Origin of the sequence: Actinomyces haliotis, from assembly GCF_015355765.1 — a bacterium.
In the GTDB taxonomy this organism is placed as follows: domain Bacteria; phylum Actinomycetota; class Actinomycetes; order Actinomycetales; family Actinomycetaceae; genus Actinomyces; species Actinomyces haliotis.
Window position 1 is genome coordinate 298,463 of sequence record NZ_JACWNA010000001.1, and the last position, 17,149, is coordinate 315,611.

15 protein-coding genes are annotated in these 17,149 nt (G+C 72.5%); 4 read left to right on the forward strand and 11 right to left on the reverse strand.

The genetic code is table 11. The annotated features are described in order from the left end of the window. Positions 1-33 precede the first annotated feature (33 nt). The 4 genes from menD to IXW69_RS01190 form a co-directional block, all read right to left on the reverse strand. Positions 34-1,809 carry a 2-succinyl-5-enolpyruvyl-6-hydroxy-3-cyclohexene-1-carboxylic-acid synthase gene (gene menD, locus IXW69_RS01175; protein ID WP_323745099.1) on the reverse strand — a complete coding sequence of 592 codons (1,776 nt, stop codon included), beginning with the start codon at positions 1,807-1,809 and terminating at the stop codon, positions 34-36. Continuing rightward, positions 1,806-3,053 carry an o-succinylbenzoate synthase gene (locus tag IXW69_RS01180; RefSeq protein ID WP_456048969.1) on the reverse strand — a complete coding sequence of 416 codons (1,248 nt, stop codon included), beginning with the start codon at positions 3,051-3,053 and terminating at the stop codon, positions 1,806-1,808. The genes menD and IXW69_RS01180 overlap by 4 nt, the downstream gene beginning before the upstream one ends. Then, positions 3,050-4,045 (reverse strand): ornithine carbamoyltransferase, encoded by a 996-nt coding sequence (gene argF, locus IXW69_RS01185; RefSeq protein WP_228524497.1) that lies wholly within the window; start codon positions 4,043-4,045, stop codon positions 3,050-3,052. The genes IXW69_RS01180 and argF overlap by 4 nt, the downstream gene beginning before the upstream one ends. Before the next feature lie 163 nt (positions 4,046-4,208). Further along, positions 4,209-5,588: an arginine deiminase gene (locus IXW69_RS01190; protein WP_194784547.1), complete on the reverse strand. Its 1,380-nt coding sequence runs from the start codon at positions 5,586-5,588 to the stop codon at positions 4,209-4,211. Positions 5,589-5,660: 72 nt separating this feature from the next. Between IXW69_RS01190 and IXW69_RS01195 the strand changes: the two genes are divergently transcribed. Both IXW69_RS01195 and IXW69_RS01200 read left to right on the forward strand, forming a co-directional pair. Then, complete coding sequence (locus tag IXW69_RS01195) at positions 5,661-6,764, forward strand: 1,4-dihydroxy-2-naphthoyl-CoA synthase (protein ID WP_194784548.1); 1,104 nt, start codon at positions 5,661-5,663, stop codon at positions 6,762-6,764. A 283-nt stretch (positions 6,765-7,047) separates the two neighbouring features. Beyond that, positions 7,048-7,662: a YagU family protein gene (locus tag IXW69_RS01200; protein WP_194784549.1), complete on the forward strand. Its 615-nt coding sequence runs from the start codon at positions 7,048-7,050 to the stop codon at positions 7,660-7,662. Positions 7,663-7,862: 200 nt separating this feature from the next. On the opposite strand, the gene IXW69_RS01205 is transcribed toward IXW69_RS01200, so the two are convergent. Both IXW69_RS01205 and IXW69_RS01210 read right to left on the reverse strand, forming a co-directional pair. Further along, positions 7,863-8,834 carry a 1,4-dihydroxy-2-naphthoate polyprenyltransferase gene (locus IXW69_RS01205; protein ID WP_194784550.1) on the reverse strand — a complete coding sequence of 324 codons (972 nt, stop codon included), beginning with the start codon at positions 8,832-8,834 and terminating at the stop codon, positions 7,863-7,865. 203 nt (positions 8,835-9,037) lie between these two features. Beyond that, positions 9,038-10,453, reverse strand: coding sequence for an AMP-binding enzyme (locus IXW69_RS01210; protein ID WP_323745100.1), 1,416 nt, complete (start codon positions 10,451-10,453; stop codon positions 9,038-9,040). Positions 10,454-10,525: 72 nt separating this feature from the next. On the opposite strand from IXW69_RS01210, the gene IXW69_RS01215 reads away from it, so the two are divergent. Further along, a complete protein-coding gene (locus IXW69_RS01215; protein ID WP_194784551.1) occupies positions 10,526-10,891 on the forward strand; it encodes a PLD nuclease N-terminal domain-containing protein in 366 nt (121 codons plus the stop codon). A gap of 8 nt (positions 10,892-10,899) precedes the next feature. Here IXW69_RS01215 and IXW69_RS01220 read toward each other — a convergent pair whose 3' ends face one another. Further along, positions 10,900-11,652 carry a hypothetical protein gene (locus IXW69_RS01220; protein WP_228524407.1) on the reverse strand — a complete coding sequence of 251 codons (753 nt, stop codon included), beginning with the start codon at positions 11,650-11,652 and terminating at the stop codon, positions 10,900-10,902. Continuing rightward, positions 11,649-12,347, reverse strand: coding sequence for a histidine phosphatase family protein (locus tag IXW69_RS01225; RefSeq protein WP_194784552.1), 699 nt, complete (start codon positions 12,345-12,347; stop codon positions 11,649-11,651). Before IXW69_RS01225 ends, IXW69_RS01220 begins: the two co-directional genes overlap by 4 nt. 74 nt (positions 12,348-12,421) lie before the next feature. Between IXW69_RS01225 and dapD the strand changes: the two genes are divergently transcribed. After that, complete coding sequence (gene dapD, locus IXW69_RS01230; RefSeq protein ID WP_194784553.1) at positions 12,422-13,405, forward strand: 2,3,4,5-tetrahydropyridine-2,6-dicarboxylate N-succinyltransferase; 984 nt, start codon at positions 12,422-12,424, stop codon at positions 13,403-13,405. Between the two features lie 122 nt (positions 13,406-13,527). Here the strand turns inward: dapD and IXW69_RS01235 are convergent, their stop codons facing one another. From IXW69_RS01235 to IXW69_RS01245, 3 genes are read right to left on the reverse strand one after another with little or no spacing between them, the layout of a single operon-like run. Next, complete coding sequence (locus IXW69_RS01235) at positions 13,528-15,072, reverse strand: glycoside hydrolase family 32 protein (RefSeq protein ID WP_194784554.1); 1,545 nt, start codon at positions 15,070-15,072, stop codon at positions 13,528-13,530. Continuing rightward, positions 15,069-16,136 (reverse strand): ABC transporter ATP-binding protein, encoded by a 1,068-nt coding sequence (locus IXW69_RS01240; protein ID WP_194784555.1) that lies wholly within the window; start codon positions 16,134-16,136, stop codon positions 15,069-15,071. The genes IXW69_RS01235 and IXW69_RS01240 overlap by 4 nt, the downstream gene beginning before the upstream one ends. After that, positions 16,133-17,149 carry an ABC transporter ATP-binding protein gene (locus IXW69_RS01245; RefSeq protein WP_194784556.1) on the reverse strand — a complete coding sequence of 339 codons (1,017 nt, stop codon included), beginning with the start codon at positions 17,147-17,149 and terminating at the stop codon, positions 16,133-16,135. The genes IXW69_RS01240 and IXW69_RS01245 overlap by 4 nt, the downstream gene beginning before the upstream one ends.

Below are 17,149 nucleotides of genomic sequence, written 5' to 3' on the forward strand. Positions count from 1 at the left end.
GGGACGACGCACCACGGCACCGTCCCGGGCCCCTCAGAGGCGCACGTGGAGCACTGACAGCCCGCGCACCGGCTCCGCCAGGAGCGCCTCGAGCTCCGCGAGGTCCCTCGGGCGCTCGACCCGCGCCCCGAGGGCCTCGGCGAGGGCTCCGGCGTCGGCGACCTGCGGGGTGGAGAAGTAGCGGCTCATGACGGGGGCCGGCGTGACCGCCGGGTACTCCAGCGTGGAGAAGATGCCGCCGCCGGCGTCGTCGAGGACGACCACCTGGAGGTCGGGCTCGGACTCGAGCCGTCCCCGGGACAGGCTCATGGCGTCGTGGAGGTACGTGAGGTCGCCGACGAGAGCGCGCACGGGCCGTCCCGAGGCGAGGTGGGCTCCCAGCGCGGTGGCGATGGTGCCGTCGATGCCGGCCAGGCCACGGTTGGCGAGGGCGGCGACGGGGGCTCCGTCGCCGGCGGGGGCAAGGCGGTCGAGGCGCCGGATCGGCATCGAGGAGCCGAGGACGAGCAGCGGGGCCCCGGCGTGCGCGGCCGCGCGCCAGACCGCGAGGGCCGCGGCGTCCGCGGTGAGCGCGGAGGGAGCGGCGGCGTCCTCGGGGAGGAGAGCGGGGGCGACCGTGAGGGCGGCAACGGCGTCTTCCCACTCCCCCGCCCAGGCGGCCGGTGCGGCGGCGAGGCCGAGCGCCCCGATGACGTCCTCAGAGGTCGTGACGCCCAGGGTGACGGGCAGGACGCGCGCAGCGGTGCCGGCCGTGTCCGTCCAGCGGGCGGTGTGCACGAGGACGTCGACGGGAACGTCGTTGCGCGCGAGGAGGGCGCTGACGGGGCGGGTGAGGCTCGGGTGCCCGAGGACGAGGACGTGCTCGGTACGGGCCGTGAGCCCGGCGCCGTCGGAGGTGCCGAGGAGCTCGGCGTAGCGGGGCAGGGCGCCGGCGGCGTGGCGGGCGCCCGAGCTGGGCTCGGCGAGGAGGGGCCAGCCGAGGTCCCGGGCGAGGCGGGCGGCGAGCGCCCCGAGGGGCTCCGGGCAGTCGCCGACGACGATGACGCCGCGCTCGTCGCGGGCCGGCGAGGGGGCCGCGGTCGGTGCCGGTGAGTCACTCGCGGAGGCGCCGGCCTCCGCGTCGGCGAAGCGACCGGCTCCACCCGTGACGCGTCCGGCGAGCCGGATCTTGGTCCGGCTCTCAACGCCGTCGAGCAGGGCGGGCAGGTCCTCCCCCGCGGCCGGGGCGAGCGGCGGACGCAGGCGCACGTTGACCTGCGCGGGCCCCGGATCGTTCGACAGCCGGCCCGTCGCGGCGTCGACGGCCCGACGGACGAGGCCGGTGACGGCGCTGCGGCCGGCGGCCCCGCCGAGGTCGACGGGAAGGTCCGCGGGCAGGTCCACGGTGGCGCGCAGGGCGGGTGAGAAGAGCCCGGCCTGCTGGGTCGTCTGGTTGGCACCGGTGCCGACGAGCTCGTGCGGGCGGTCGGCGGACACGATGAGGAGCGGGACGCCGGCGGCGTCGGCCTCGAGGACGGCCGGATGGAGGTTCCCGACGGCGGTGCCGGACGTGGTGATGACGGCGGTGGGACGGCGCTCCCCGGCGAGGAGCGCGGCGCGTCCGGCGCCCACGGCGGCGAAGCCGGCGCTGCGCTCGTCGAGCAGGACGCGCACGGCGAGGAGACCGCGCTCCTCAGCCTCGGCGAGGACGGGGACGAAGGGGGCCGAGCGGGACCCGGGGGCGAGGAGCACGAGGCGGACGCCCCCGGAGACGAGGGCCGTGACGACGTCGCGGGCGGTGGCGATGGAGGACGGGACGGTGCTGGTCACAGAAATACTCCGGCGAGGGCGGCAGCGGGGTCGGTGGACTCGCGGGAGCGGCGCTCCGCGAGGGCGGCGAGCATCCCGCTGAGGCGCTCGGTCCAGCGGGCGGCGGTCTCCGAGGAGGCGGTGACGCGCGCGAGGGCGCCGGGCTGGGGCTCCCACCGGCCGACGGCGAGCGCGCCGTCCACCGAGAGCGCGGGCTCGTCGCGCACGTCGTCGACCGCGAGCGCGACGGTGCCGAGGCCGCAGGCGTGGTCGAGGACGGGCAGCGCGGCGGCGAGCTGGGCACCCCTCCCGACGCCCACGCTGGAGTCCAGCGCGGAGGAGACGACGGCAGGAAGGCCGAGCGCCTCGGCGAGCGCGAGCGCGCGCCGGACGCCGCCGAGCGGGGCGACCTTGAGGACGGCGACGTCGGCCGCGGCCAGGCGCCGGACGGCGAGGGGATCGTGGCTGAGTCGGATCGACTCGTCGGCGGCGAGGGGAACGTCGACGGCTCGGCGGAGCACCGCGAGGTCCTCGACGTCCATGACGGGCTGCTCGGCGTACTCGAGGCCGCCGGCGGCGCGGTCGACCTCGGGCAGGAGGGCGAGCGCCGTGTCCAGGTCCCAGGCGCCGTTGACGTCGACGCGCACGCGGCCACCGGGGCCGAGGGCGTCGCGGACGGCCTCGAGGCGCGCCAGGTCGCGGGCGCGTGCGGCGCCCTCCTCGCCGCGGCCGGAGCCTGCTGCGGCGTCCGTGCCGAGGCGGTAGCCGGCGATCTTGACCTTGGCGGTCGTGGCGCCGGAGGCGAGGACGATCTCGCGGGCGCGCTCGGCGTCGACCTGGGGGACGGTGACGTTGACGGGGACCGACTCGCGGTGGGCGGGCAGGTCGGCGTCGTCGCGCGTGGCGGCCTCGAGCCCGGCGGCGAGCCAGGGTGCGGAGGCGGCGGCGTCGTACGTCCAGAACGGGGCGACCTCGCCCCAGCCGGCGGGGCCGTGGAGGAGGAGGCCCTCACGGCGGGTGAGGCCTCGGAAGCGGGTGCGCATGGCCGTCTCCCAGACGACGGCGCGGTCGACGTCCTCGAGGAGTCCGGTGGGGTCGAGGGGACGCAGGGCCGCCAGGTCGAGCTCGCCGGCGTCGGTCCCGGGCGCGCCCTCGGGACCGTCGGCGTGCTCGCCGGGGCGCACCCCGGCCTCCCCGGCGCCGGCGCGGTGGCCGGGCGCCGGGAAGGTCGGGGTGCTGCGGTCGAGGGGGTTGGAGGTGGTCACTCGCCCAGGGTCGCCACCATGACGGCCTTGATGGTGTGCATGCGGTTCTCGGCCTGGTCGAAGACGATGGAGCGCTCGGACTCGAAGACGTCGTCGGTGACCTCGATGCCCTCCATGCCGGTGGACTCGAAGAGCTGCTCACCGATGACGGTGTCGCGGTCGTGGTAGGCGGGCAGGCAGTGCATGAACTTCGCCTGCGCGCCCGCCTTCTCCATGAGGGAGGCGTTGACCTGGTAGGGCTTGAGCAGCGCGATGCGCTCGTCCCAGACCTCCTTGGGCTCGCCCATGGAGACCCAGATGTCGGTGTGGACGAAGTCGACGCCGGCGACGCCCTCGGCGACGTCCTCGGTGAGGGTGACGGTGGCGCCGGTGGTCTCGGCGACGCGGCGGGCCTGCGCGACGCACTCCTCGTCGGGCCACAGCTCCTTGGGGGCGACGACGCGGACGTCCGCACCGATGAGGGCGCCGTTGACGAGGAGGGAACGGCCCATGTTGAAGCGGGCGTCGCCGACGTAGGCGTAGGAGATCTCGCCGGCGGGCTTGCCGGCGTGCTCGATCATGGTGAGGGTGTCACAGAGCATCTGGGTGGGGTGCCAGTCGTCCGTGAGGCCGTTCCACACGGGGACGCCGGAGAGCTCGGCGAGCTCGGTGACCTTGGACTGGTCGTCGCCGCGGTACTCGATACCGTCGAACATGCGGCCCAGGACGCGGGCGGTGTCCGCGACGGACTCCTTGTGGCCCATCTGGGAGCCGGAGGGGTCGAGGTAGGTGGTGTGACCGCCCTGGTCGTGGGCACCGACCTCGAAGGAGCAGCGGGTCCGGGTCGAGGTCTTCTCGAAGATGAGGGCGACGTTCTTACCGGTGAGGTGCTGGGTCTCGCGGCCGGACTTCTTGTCCGCCTTGAGCTGGGCGGCGAGCTGGATGAAGGTCATCCACTCCTCCGGCGTGAAGTCCAGCTCGCGGAGGAAGGAGCGGCCCTTGAGGGCGGCCAGGACGGCGGCGTCGGGCGCGGGGATCTCGAAGCTGGTCGACGAGGTGGTCACGGGGGTCCTTTCAGGCGGTGGTCCGGACGCATCGTAGGCGCTCAGGACGACGTCCCAGTATGGACCAGGGCGGAGCAGGACCGGGAGGGGCGGGATCCCCCGTGGAGGGCCGTCAGACGGCGTCGCGCGTGACCGGGCAGGTCATGCAGTGCGAGCCGCCGCGGCCGCGGACGAGCTCGACGCCGGGGGTCTCAATGACCTCGATCCCGGCCTGGCGCAGCGCGTCGTTGGCGCGGGCGTTGTGGGCGTAGCCGATGACGCGGTTCGGGGCGACGGCGACGACGTTGCAGGAGTCGCGAGCCAGCTCGCGCAGCGCCTCCGCCTCGTCGCTCATGTCCGGGCTGATGATGCGGAAGGAGTCGATGCCGGCGGCGCGCGCGAGGACGGTGTCCATCTCGGAGCCGTCGTGGACGGTGACGTGCAGCGAGGCGCGGCGACCGCCGCCGACCTCGACGGCGTCCTTGGAGGATCCGTGCGCGGCGCCGGGCTCGATCTCGACGGTCGTGACGTCGTTGAAGCCGGGGAAGCGCAGGTAGGTGTCCGGTGCGACCTTCGTCATGAGGGTGTCGAGGTGCATGACGGCCTCGAGCTCCGTGTAGAACGCCTGGTCGGGCATGTGGACGCCGATGAGGCGGTCGGCGACGCCGTCGGCGAAGAGACGGGCCGCGAGGCGCTCGACGCCGGCGGCGGAGGAGCGGCGGGACAGTCCCATGACGAGGGAGCGGTTGCCGACGACCTGGAAGTCTCCGCCCTCGACAGTGGCCGGGGAGGCACCGTGCTGCTCGGACCAGAGGATCCCGCGGTCCTTGAAGGCCGGGTGGTAGCGGTAGATGGCCTCGTAGTTGACGGCCTCGCGTCGGCGGGGACCGAGGGCCATCGTGTTGACGTGCTTGCCACCGTAGAGCCAGGCGGTCGTGTCGCGCGTGAAGAGGTGGTTCGGCAGCGGGGTGATGACGAACTGGCCCTCGAGGGTGGACAGGAAGGTCGTGGAGAAGAGGACCTCGGCGTCGGCGGGGGTGAGGCGCTCGCGCAGCTCGGTGCGGGTGATGCCGGCGATGAGGACCTCGGCGAGCTCGGCGGAGGGCAGGCCGGAGAGGTAGTCGGTGAGGACCTCCGAGGTGGAGACGCCGACGGCGAGAGGGCCGACGGTCTCCTCGAGAACGAGCGCGCGAGCCTCGGGGTAGTCGAGGGACTCGACGAGGAGGTCGCGGAAGTCGTGGACGAGGGCGCCCTCGGCCCGCAGGATCGCGGTGAAGGCGTCGTGCTCGGCCTGCGCGCGGCGCACGGACAGGGCGTCGTCGAAGAGCAGGCTGTCGGCGTTGATCGGGGTGAGTCGAGCGATCTCGGCACCTGGGCGGTGGACGATGACCTCGCGCAGGCGGCCCGTCTCCGAGCAGACCTGGCCGCCTCCCTGGCTCGCCGGGATGAAGGCGCGCTCGCTCGCGGCGGTGGTCGCGGCTGCTGGACGTGTGACTGCCTCGCTCGTCTGCATGCGCCCCAGGGTAACGAGACGGCGTGCAACATGCCGGAAGCCCACGGGACGAAGGGCCCGTAGTCTGGCGGCATGTCGCAGCAGCATCCGGTCCCCGCCCGCGTCTCCGCGATCTTCGACCCCAGCGTCTGGCGGGAGGTCGGGGGCTTCCGTCACGCCCGGCACCCGCTGCCGGGAGCCGACGGCGGTGCCGCGGTCCCGTCGGGTGACGACGTCGCCTCCGGCCTCACGCTCACGGACGTCACCTACCACCGCGGCTGCGAGCGCGACGCTCAGGGGAGCTGGGTGCGGGACCTGCCGGTCGTGCGGGTCGCCATCGACCGCCCGGAGCTGCGCAACGCCTTCCGTCCCCGCACGGTCGACGAGCTCTACCGTGTGCTCGACCACGCGCGGATGAGCGGCGACGTCGGCGCCGTCGTCCTCACCGGGAACGGCCCCTCCCCCAAGGACGGCGGCTGGGGCTTCTGCTCGGGTGGGGACCAGCGGATCCGCGGGCGGGACGGCTACCACTACGAGTCCACCGACGGCGTCGGGAGCGGCACCGACGGCGCCGACCTCCCGCAGGCCGACGAGCACGACGCCGAGGTCGCTGCCCGGCGCGCCCGGGTCGACGCCGCGCGCGCGGGTCGTCTCCACATCCTCGAGGTCCAGCGGCTCATCCGGACCATGCCGAAGGTCGTCATCGCGGCCGTCTCCGGCTGGGCGGCGGGGGGCGGGCACTCGCTCAACGTCGTGTGCGACCTGTCCGTGGCGTCCATCGAGCACGCCCGCTTCAAGCAGACGGACGCCAACGTCGGCTCCTTCGACGCCGGCTACGGCTCGGCGCTCCTGGCGCGGCAGGTGGGCGACAAGCGCGCCCGCGAGATCTTCTTCCTTGCCCGGACCTACGACGCGCAGACCGCGGAGCGATGGGGCGTCGTCAACGAGGCGGTCCCGCACGCGGAGCTCGAGACGACGGCGCTGGAGTGGGCGCGCACCGTGACCGGGAAGTCCCCGCAGGCGATCCGGATGCTCAAGCTGGCCTTCAACCTGGCCGACGACGGCCTGGCCGGGCAGCAGGTGTTCGCCGGGGAGGCGACGCGCCTGGCGTACATGACGGACGAGGCGGTCGAGGGGCGCGACGCCTTCCTCGAGCGCCGCGAGCCGGACTGGTCGCCCTTCCCGTACTACTTCTGACCCCGGGCGCACGGGGGCTCGGCGTCAGTCACGGCGCCCGCGGGCGCAGGACGCCCGGCGCACGCTCCGTGACATTTTCGCCTGAGGTCGTCCCCGTTGCTCTCTCCCACCCGGGATTCCTGGGCTTTCGTCCCACACCACGTCCGGGGTTTCTCACGGTCATCGGACGTTTACCTCGAGACTGTTCCGTGACAGAGTCGGCTCGCCCACGAGGACGTGCCCCCCGTGGGCACCTTCCTCCCCCATCCCGAACGGCCCCGCCGCTCCCACGCTGGAGGCACCCATGCCCGCCTCGATCCTCAAGATCACCGGCCCGATGACCCAGAGCCCCCGCCGCCGTCTCGGCGTCGCCGCCCTCGTCGGCCTCATCGCCGGAACCTTCTCCGCCATCGTCAAGTTCGGCTGGGAGGTCCCCTTCCCGCCTCGCACCCCCGAGCGCCAGCTCACCAACCCGCCACAGGCCATGCTCGAGTGGTTCGGCATGAGCCACGCCCAGTCCCACGCGACCGTGTCCTTCAGCCACACGGACCTGCCGATCACGTCCTTCATCGTCCACTTCAGCTTCGCGATCGTCTTCGGCATCCTCTACTGCGTGCTGGCCGAGTACTTCCCGCGGGTCAAGCTCTGGCAGGGCGCCGCCTTCGGCCTCGCCGTGTGGATCGGCGCGCACATCATCGTCATGCCGCTGCTCCACTGGGCCCCGACCCCGTTCCCGTGGGCCGACGTCGCCCGCACCGGGATCAACCAGTACGGCCCCCAGAGCTGGTCGGAGCACTTCTCGGAGTCCCTCGGCCACGTCGTGTGGATGTGGTCCATCGAGATCGTCCGCCGCGACCTGCGCAACCGCATCACCCACGAGCCCGACGCCGAGGTTCCTCTCTCCGCCGCGACCCGTTGAGTCCGTCGCGCGAGCCCCTGGCACAGACGACGCCCGCCGCTCCGGCAAGGAGCGGCGGGCGTTCCTCGTTCCCGAGATCGGGACATCCTGACCTCGAGATCGGGACGTCCTGACCGCAAGACGGAGCCGCGCTCGGAGACCGACCGACCTCGGCGCGGAGATCAGCCGACCTCGGCCGGATGGATGGAGGGGCCAGGGCCTCAGGCCGCCGTCACGGTGACGAGGGCGATCCCGACGACGACGCCGTAGACGAGCTCGAAGAGACCCGCGTCGCGCAGGGCGGGGATGAGGGCTCGTCCCTTGGCGCCTGCGAGGACCATGCGCGTCACCTTCCGGGCCATCCAGACGAGGACGACCAGCACGACGAGGAGCTGGATCCCGCCGCCCAGGGCGGTGCCGTCGCCGGTGCGCGAGTCCGCGGCCCGGGCCCAGCCCAGCGCGATGACGGCGAGAAGCACGGGCAGGCAGATCATCGCGACGAACGAGGTCCGGGCGCCCTGGTCACCGAGTCGCACCGCCAGGGTGCGCTTGCCGTGCGCGGGGTCCGTCTCGATGTCACGCAGGTTGTTGACCATGAGCAGCGAGCAGGCGATGAGGCCGATTCCGCAGGCCGCCACCCACAGCCATCCCGGGACCGCCCCGGTCTGCACATAGGTGGTGCCGGTGGTCGCCATGAGGCCGAAGAAGACGAAGACGAAGACCTCGCCCAAGCCCGCGTAGCCGTAGGGGTGGGAGCCGCCCGTGTAGTACCAGGCGGCGGCGATCGCGGCTGCGCCGAGGGCGAGCATCCACCACTGCCCGGACAGGGCCAGGAGCACGAGGCCGAGGAGCCCACCGAGACCGAAGCATCCGAAGGCGGCCAGCTTGACCGCGCGCGGCGAGACGTCGCCCGAGGCGGTCAGGCGCGGCGGTCCGGTGCGGCCGTCGTCGGTGCCGCGCACGCCGTCGGAGTAGTCGTTGGCGAGGTTGCAGCCGATCTGCAGGGCGAGGGCGACGCCGGCCGCCAGCAGGGTGCGCGGCAGGGAGAAGCCACCGAGCGCCGCGGCGGCACCGCCCCCGAGGATGACGGGGGCGACGGCGGCGGGCAGTGTGCGCAGGCGGACGACCTCCGCCCAGCTCGTGGCACGGGGCTCGCGCGGCGCGGGGGCGTCGGGGACTGCTGGGGTGCTCATGGGGTCCTTCCTGCACGGTGGCGGCGACCTGGGAGCCTACCGCTCGCCAGCACCGGCCGACCCACCGCCGAGATCGAACGGCAGGAGCCGAGATCGAACGATGAGGTGTCGATCTGGCAGTCCACCGTTCGATCTCGGTGCGCCGGGTGCCGCGGTGCTCGCGGCAGGCGGCGTCAGACGGCGTCAGACGGCGGCGGGCGAGGTCATGCCTCGGCGACGAGGGTCGCGACGGCTCGGCGGTCGACCTTGCCCGGGCCGCGCACCGGCAGCGCGTCCAGGACGACGACCTCCTTCGGCGCGTGGGCGCCGTCGAGGAGGGCGCGAGCCGCGTCCCGCAGCGCCTCGCCGTCGAGCGTCCTGCCGGTCTCCGGGACGACGGCGGCGACGACGCGCCGCCCCCAGCGGGCGTCCGGGAGGCCGACGACGCAGGCCTGCGCCACGCCGTCGAGGCGGGTCAGGACCTCCTCGACGGCGCGCGGCTCGACCTTGATCCCACCGGTGACGATGACGTCGTCGAGCCGGCCGAGGACCTCGAGCCGCGCGACGCCGTCGGCTGCGGTGACGAGCCTGCCCCGGTCGGCCGTGAGGACCTCGCGGCGGGGTCCGTCCACACCTGGAGCGGTGACGGGAGCGGCCTCGCGGAAGGCGGTGGCGCCGCCGCCGGCGAGACAGCCCTCGGCGAGGACGGGTCCGGCGAGGACGACGCGGCCGACGCCCTCGTCATCGGGTTCCTCGATGCTCACGGTGACGCCGTCGAGCGGGAGGCCGTCGTAGACGCAGCCGCCGCCGGTCTCGCTCATGCCGTAGGTGGTGAGGACGCGGACACCGGCAGCGCGGGCGCGCTCAAGGAGTCCCGGGTCCGCCGCGGCGCCGCCGAGGAGGACCGCGTCGGCGTCCGCGAGCGCGGCGGTCGCGTCGGCGTCGGCGAGGACCTGGAGAAGCTGGGTGGGGACGAGGGAGACGTAGACACGACCGACGGGCTCTGGGCCGGCCTGGGCGCGGGCCCGGCGCAGCCCCTCGGCGAGGTCGGCGGGGTGGAAGCCGCCGGAGGTGTCGACGACGACGGGGCGCGTGCCGGCGAGGACGGACCGGACGAGGACCTGGAGACCGGCGACGTGGTGCGCCGGCAGGGCGAGGACCCAGGTGCCCGCGCCGCCGAGGCGAGCGTGCGTGGCCCGGGCCGAGGCCGCGAGCGCGGCGGCGCTCATGGCGACGAGGGAGCCCGTGCCGGTGGTGGAGCCCGAGGTGCGCAGGACGAGGTCGGCGGACTCCGGGACGGCGTCGACGCGCGCCCGCAGGTCGGCCTCGACGTCGCCGGGGTCCTCAGCGGGGCCGACCGGCACGAGGAGGAGCCGCGGCCCGGCGGGAACGGCCGCCACCTCCTGGGGGCCGAGGGCGTCGAGCAGCCCGCGCGAGGCGAGGACGGAGGTGAGGGCGCTCATGAGGAGGCTGACGTCCTCGGGCCGGGTGCCGCCGACGCAGAGGTCCAGCGCGCGCCCGGAGAGAGGACCGGTGCGCGGCCGCGTCGGGGCAGCCACTGGTGCCGCTGCGTCCTCAGCTCCCGGTGCGTGGGCGGCCCGCGCCGCCGCCTGCGAGTCCGTCTGCTCCGTGTCCGTCACCGGTCCAGGGTCGCACAGGTCACCGCGGACCGGGGTAGCCGGGAGGCGCGGGCACGCCCGTAGGATGCGGCTATGCGCGTCGCACTCACGGTCCTGGTCCTCGCCCTGACCATCTACGCCCTCCTCGACTGCGCGCGCACGCCCGACGAGTCGATGCCGGCCCGGATGCCCAAGCTCCTCTGGGTCGTCATCATCGTCATGGTGACCGGCGTGGGACCGATCGCGTGGATCATCGTCAGCCGCGTCAAGGCGGCTGAGGAGCGCGGCGGCGCCGTCGAGCCGACCGTCTGGTCCTCCTCGGAGGGCACGCGATTCCACCGTCCCGAGCGCCCGCGCCCGGTCGCGCCCGACGACGACCCGGAGTTCCTGCGGGGGCTCGAGGAGGACATCCGCCGGCGTCGGCACGAGGACGACCCCGGGGACGAGAGCGAGTCCTGAGGCGCCCCTCAGCGCAGCGTGTTCGGGTTCCAGCGTGGCCAGCGGCTCGTGTCGACGTCGTAGCCGTGGGCGGCGGCGTGCACGAACCAGTCGGCGGGCAGCCAGGTGCGCCCGAGGACCTGCGGGTGGTCCGGCATGTAGCGGGCGGCCCAGAGCACGAGGATGAGCTCGGCCCACTGCCCGCGGAGCTTCCAGCGGGCGGAGCCGTTGGCGTTGGACGCGGCCATGACGACCTCGCCCGGGGCGGTGAGCTGGACCTCCTGGACGTCGGCGTAGGAGATCGGGAGGATCCCCTCCCCCGTGCCCAGGTAGATGGCGTGGGTGGAGACCGTGAGGCGGGCGCGGGCGACGGAGCGCCAGCGCTCGACGGCGTCGGCCTCGGCGGCCTTCTTGCGGCGGGAGTTCATGTAGGCCTGGCCGCCGAAGAAGGCGGCCGTGAGGGCGAGGCCGACGGGTCCGCCGGCGAGGAAGAAGCCGCGCGAGGGGTTGTAGCTGGCGTCGCCGCGTCCGTACATGAGCATCTCGGCGTCGCAGGTGGCGAGCATGACCTCGTCGGTGGCGAAGGCGCGGCGCACGGGGTCGACGACGGGTGAGACGGGGTTGGGCCGGTGCCCGCTCGCGAGGGCCGTGAGGACCCCGGCGGTGTTCCACCAGACGAAGTCCTGCCCGGTCCAGGGGCGCTGAGGCGTCGGGCGCGCGGCGCCCGCGGCGCGTCCGCCGGCGGGGACGGGGACGCGGCCGCCGCCGGCAGGCTCGCTCACGCCCGGGTCTCCGCGCCGGAGCCGTCCCCGATCTTCTCAGCAGCGGCGGAGGTGCCCGGGACCATGTCCTCGGCGGAGCGCAGGAGGTCACCGGCGGGCTCCCAGTAGGCCAGCCCAACGAGGGTGCGGCCGTCGAAGGTGAGGGAGGTGAGGGAGGCCAGCGAGCACTGGCGACGGCGCGGGTCGTGGAGGTAGGAGCGGCCCTCGAGCCAGAGGCGCGTGGTCCAGACGGGCAGCTGGTGGGAGACGAGGAGCGCCTCGCGGCCCTCGACCTGCCCGATCGCGTCGCGGATCGCGCCGCTCATGCGCTCGACGATCTCCGTGTAGGGCTCGCCCCAGCTGGGCCGGGCCGGGTTGACGTAGTAGCGCCAGTGCTCGGGGCGGGCGAGGACCCAGCGGTTGCGGTTGACGGCGACGCCCTCGAAGTGGTTGCCCGCCTCGATGAGGCGCGAGTCGGTCGTCGCCGTGAGGCCGTAGGCGGCGGCCGTGGGCGCGCCGGTCTCCTGGGCGCGCTCGAGGGGCGAGGTGATGACGGCGGCGATGTCGTGGTCCGAGGCGGTGAGGACGTCGGCCACCTGGGCGGCCATGCGGTGCCCGAGGGCGGAGAGGTGGTAGCCGCTCATGCGGCCGTACAGGACGCCCTCGGGGTTGTGGACCTCGCCGTGCCTCATGAGGTGGATCGTGGTTCGCGCCATGGGCGCGATTCTCGCACGGCCGCTCTTCGACCATTCAGCGACGCGGGGGACCTGGGTCCCGTATCGTGTGATCCATGACCACTCGCAGCGCATGGGGTCTCGGTCTGGCGACCGTGACCGATGACGGAAACACCCTTGACGTCTGGTACCCGAGCCCGCGCCTCGGCGACGAGCCCGAGGACGGGGACGCCGCCCTCCTGGAGCAGCTCTCCGCGATGGAGACGCGCGACGAGGCGCGCAAGGTGCACACGACGGTCGTGCGCACCTGGGCGGACCTCGAGGACGCCCCGCAGACCGTCGCCGGCGCGTACCTGCGCCTCCACGTGCTCTCCCACCGGCTCGCCAGGCCGAACACCGTCAACCTGGATGGGATCTTCTCCCGCCTGCCCAACGTCGTGTGGACCTCGATGGGGCCCTGCTCCCCGGAGGGCTTCGAGGAGACGCGCGCCCGCCTGCGCGTGCGGGCGGGCCACCCGATCCGTGTCAACTCCGTGGACAAGTTCCCCCGCATGGCCGACTACGTCATGCCGTCGGGCGTGCGCATCGGCAACGCCGCGAACGTGCGCCTCGGCGCCTACCTCTCCGAGGGCACGACCGTCATGCACGCGGGCTTCGTCAACTACAACGCGGGCACGCTCGGCCGCTCCATGATCGAGGGGCGCGTCTCCCAGGGCGTCGTCATCGGCGACGGCTCGGACGTCGGCGGTGGCGCCTCGACGATGGGCATGCTCTCCGGCGGCGGCCGTCAGAAGGTCGCCCTGGGCGAGCGCTGCCTGCTGGGCGCGAACTCGGGTCTCGGCATCCCGCTGGGCGACGACTGCGTCGTCGAGGCGGGCCTCTACCTCACGGCGGGCACGAAGGTCTCACTCATGCCCTCGGGCGGGGTCGTCCCCGGCAAGCACGGCCTCTTCGCCGAGCCCCGGATCATCTCCGCGCGCGAGCTCGCCGGCGCCTCGAACGTCCTGTTCCGCCGCAACTCGCAGTCGGGCGCCGTCGAGGCCCTGGCCCGCGGCGGCAAGGGCATCGAGCTCAACGCCGAGCTGCACGGCAACCAGTAGGGTCTCCAGGCTCGACGCACGGATCAGCCCGTCTGCGTAAGACAGCCCCGCGAAACGGGGCTGTCTTACGCAGACGGGCTGAGTCGCGCATCAGGACGCGCCACGTGCCATTCCTTTATCCCTCAGGGACGGAGGACGCGTCCGCTCGCTCGCGTGCTCTCCATGGTCCAGACAGAACCCGATCGAAGTCGAGCACCCCCGTGGGCGTCGACGCGGACGCGCGTGTCCTGTGGGGCCGACGGGTAGATGCGCGCCGACATGGCACGGTGCCCGGCGAAGACCTCGAGGGCCGAGTGATCGAAGATGAGGCGCAGACCCAGAGCAGTGCCGAAGAGTGCCTTTGCGGGCACTGCCATCGTGAGCTCGGCGGTGTCGGCACCCTGTTCGTGGGTCGATGCGGAGCGGTCGAGGACCACCTCAACGCCGTCCTCGCCCGCTGCGGTCACAGTGAGCCGAGTGGTCTCACCCTGTCCGTGCTCGAGGTCGATCGTCACAGTGCTCGTCAGATCGTGTCCAAGATCCACGACGAACTCGGCATCCAGCTGGGCACCTGTGGTCGCGGACGCCGTGCCGCCAGTGAAACCGACAAGCAGCTCCTCCTCGTTGCGTCGCAGCTCGGAAACCTCTTCGACAGGATCGACGCCGAGCGAGCCGTCCGGGAGGGTTGTGAGCTCGCGCGGGACACTCATGCACCCGCACCAGCCGTGCTCGCGCATCGAGGCATCGTCACGAGCCTCCTGCATCCACGCGATCTGGATGCGGCGCCCTCGCTCATCGAGGTAGCTCTGGGGCGCGTAGGCGTGCCGTCCACCCCAGTCCAGCCTCTGCAGCCCCGTCGGCGTGAAGCTACGGCCGTCGAACCGACCTATGAAGGCGAGGGACTCGATCGTGCGGCCCTCGTCCCACGCCGAGAACATAAGAGCGTGGGTTGCAGCCTCGTGGGACGATTCGGACGGGTCGGCCATTCGTGGCATCTCGATAAGGTCGGGGCACTCCCAGGTCGTCGCCGTCCAAGGATCCGTTTCGCCCCGGTCCCACTGGTCGCCGACGAGGACGGGCCCGTCGAAAGCCCACGTACGCATGTCCGTGCTGCTGTACGCGAACGCCGTACCGCCGCGTCCCACGAGGCCCGAGCCCATGAGCTGGTGCCACGTGCCGGCTGGGTCCCGCCACACGGAGTGATCGCGGAACTGGGTCGTGGCAAACTCCGGCGGAGGGCCAGCGATGACCGGGTTGTCGGGGTCCTTCCTCCACTCGACGAGATCCGGGTCGGCTGGGTTCGCCGCGACGGCCACGGCCGCGGTCTGCCGGTTGTCGTGATTGGCTGAGTAGACGATCGTGGGGATCCCAGCGTCATCGACGATGACGCCGGACCAGCAGCCGTCATCGTCCGGCCCCGTACCAGGGTCAGCCGGCACGAGCGCGATCGGGAGGTCCCGCCAGTGAAGAAGATCCGTCGAGACGGCGTGCCCCCAGTGGATGCGGTGGTGGGAGGCCCCCTCGGGGTTGTACTGGTAGAAGAGGTGGTGGCTCCCATTGCGCTGGCACAACCCGTTGGGATCGTTGAGCCAACCTGACGGTGGGGTGAAGTGGAACTGCGGGAGAGCGTGATCGGACTCCGCCAGCTCGACCGAAGCGGCCTCCGACTCCGTCGGCAAGATGGTCATTGGCTCCTCTCCTGCCCCATGTCGGTGGTCAGCGCGGTACCAGACGCAGCCCGCGGCACGTAGCGATGGCACCTCACCCAGTGATCCGGCCCGACTTGGTGGTGAACGGGGTCCGTGCTCGAACAGACGACCTCGGCACCCTCGTGCGGACACGCCTCGGGATAGATCACGGACTCACGCAGCGCGCGGCGCTCGTCGACGGGCAGGTGGAGGCGCCGTGTCGGGTCCGGCACCGCGGAGAGCAGCAACTTCGTGTAGGGGTGGTCCGGGTGGTCCATGACGTCGACGGACGGACCGGACTCGACGAGCTCACCACCAAAGAGCACGGCCGTGGTGTCGGCGACGTAACGGGCGGAAGCGAGATCGTGGGTGATGTAGAGCATCGACAGTCCCCGCTCGTCGCGAAGCTTGAGCATGAGGTTGAGGATCCCGATGCGCACCGAGATATCGAGCATAGACGTCGGTTCGTCAGCGAGGAGGATCTGCGGGTCGCAAGCAAGGGCCCGGGCGATGGCAACACGCTGCCGCTGACCGCCGGAGAGCTGGTGCGGGTAGGAATCGAGCATGCTCGTCTCGAGGCCTACTGTCGCCATGAGTTCCGCGGCGTCTGCGTCACGCCGAGCGGAGCGCCGCCCGGGCTGGTGGATGGCGAGGGAACGGCGCAGGACGTGGCCGATGGTGTGGACTGGGTTCAGTGAGCCGAAGGGATCCTGGAAAACCATCTGGACCCGTCCCCGGTAGGCGCGGGATACGTGGTGACGCTCTTTGGCCAGGACGTCTTCCCCGTCAACGAGGAATCGTCCCGATGTGGGCTTTTCCAGCCTGGAGACGATCCTGGCAAGGGTCGACTTGCCGGATCCGGACTCGCCGACAAGAGCGAGGATCTCGCCCTTGCGGAGGGTGAGGCTCACGTCACTGAGGGCATGGACGGACTGGCGAGACAGCAGCCCGCCCTGGTTGAAGTCCTTGGACAGGTGGTCAATCTCAAGGACGGGCGCGCCGAGCTCGGGCGTGGAGATGAGCTCCTGCGGCGTCTCGGCGGCGGTCTGCGCGTTGATGGTCATGACTGCTCCTTGCCGTGGTGGGTAACGGCGCCGGCGGTGGGGGTGCGAGGGGGCATCTGGTCGAACGGAGCGACCCAGCGTCCTGGGGAGACCTCCTCGAGGTCGGGGATCGAGCGGGCCCACGGCCTGTCGGCTCCGTTTCTCGAGTCGGAGAGACCCGTGCGGTGCACTCGAGGCCCGCTGATGGGCGGGAAGGCACCCATGAGCGCCTGGGTGTACGGGTGGAGTGGGTCGGCGAAGATATCCTGAGACGGCCCCATCTCGACGAGCCGTCCGGCGTACATGACGCCCATCCGGTCCGAGATGTCGACCATGAGCGAGATGTCGTGGGTGATGAAGAGGATCGAGAAACCGAGCCGGTCCTTGAGGTCGACGACCTGCTCCATGATCTCCTGCTGGACGACGACGTCGAGGGCGGTCGTCGGCTCGTCCATGATGAGGAGCGACGGGTTGAGCGCGAGGGCGATCGCAATGACGGCCCGCTGGCGCATGCCGCCGGAGAGCTGGTGCGGGTAGGAACGCATCCGGTCCGCGGGGATTCCGACGACGCCGAGGAGCTCGACGGCCCGTTCGCGAGCCTCGTGCTTGCGCACGCCCTCGTGGGTCGTAAGCACGTCAATGATCTGGTCCCCGACGGTCATGACTGGGTTGAGAGAGTTCATGGCGGACTGGAACACCATGGCGACGTCGCGCCAGCGGAACCGCCGCAACTCCTCCGCGCTCATGGCGAGGACGTCGCGCCCGTCGAACTCAATCCGGCCGCGAGTGATCTGGGCCGGCGGCTTGAGCAGCCGCATGATGGCGTTCGCCGTCGTTGACTTGCCGCAGCCGGACTCACCAGCGAGCCCGAGGACTTCGCCGCGGCCGATTGTGAGGCTGATTCCATCGGCGCCCACGACGGAGCGGGCGTCCCCGGCGTACTCGACTCGGAGGTCCTCGACGACGAGGAGCGGCTCGGGTGCCGCGGTGCCCCGGTCGCCCCAGGGGTCAGAAGTGAGTGTCGTGTCAGTCAT

Coding starts and splice junctions, on each gene's coding strand:
- IXW69_RS01215 (WP_194784551.1), top strand. CDS start 10,526: ATGCGCGTCGCACTCACGGTCCTGGTCCTCGCCCTGACCATCTACGCC.
- IXW69_RS01235 (WP_194784554.1), bottom strand. CDS start 15,072: ATGACCATCTTGCCGACGGAGTCGGAGGCCGCTTCGGTCGAGCTGGCG.
- IXW69_RS01240 (WP_194784555.1), bottom strand. CDS start 16,136: ATGACCATCAACGCGCAGACCGCCGCCGAGACGCCGCAGGAGCTCATC.
- IXW69_RS01195 (WP_194784548.1), top strand. CDS start 5,661: ATGTCGCAGCAGCATCCGGTCCCCGCCCGCGTCTCCGCGATCTTCGAC.
- IXW69_RS01200 (WP_194784549.1), top strand. CDS start 7,048: ATGCCCGCCTCGATCCTCAAGATCACCGGCCCGATGACCCAGAGCCCC.
- IXW69_RS01225 (WP_194784552.1), bottom strand. CDS start 12,347: ATGGCGCGAACCACGATCCACCTCATGAGGCACGGCGAGGTCCACAAC.
- IXW69_RS01205 (WP_194784550.1), bottom strand. CDS start 8,834: ATGAGCACCCCAGCAGTCCCCGACGCCCCCGCGCCGCGCGAGCCCCGT.
- dapD (WP_194784553.1), top strand. CDS start 12,422: ATGACCACTCGCAGCGCATGGGGTCTCGGTCTGGCGACCGTGACCGAT.
- IXW69_RS01245 (WP_194784556.1), bottom strand. CDS start 17,149: ATGACTGACACGACACTCACTTCTGACCCCTGGGGCGACCGGGGCACC.
- IXW69_RS01190 (WP_194784547.1), bottom strand. CDS start 5,588: ATGCAGACGAGCGAGGCAGTCACACGTCCAGCAGCCGCGACCACCGCC.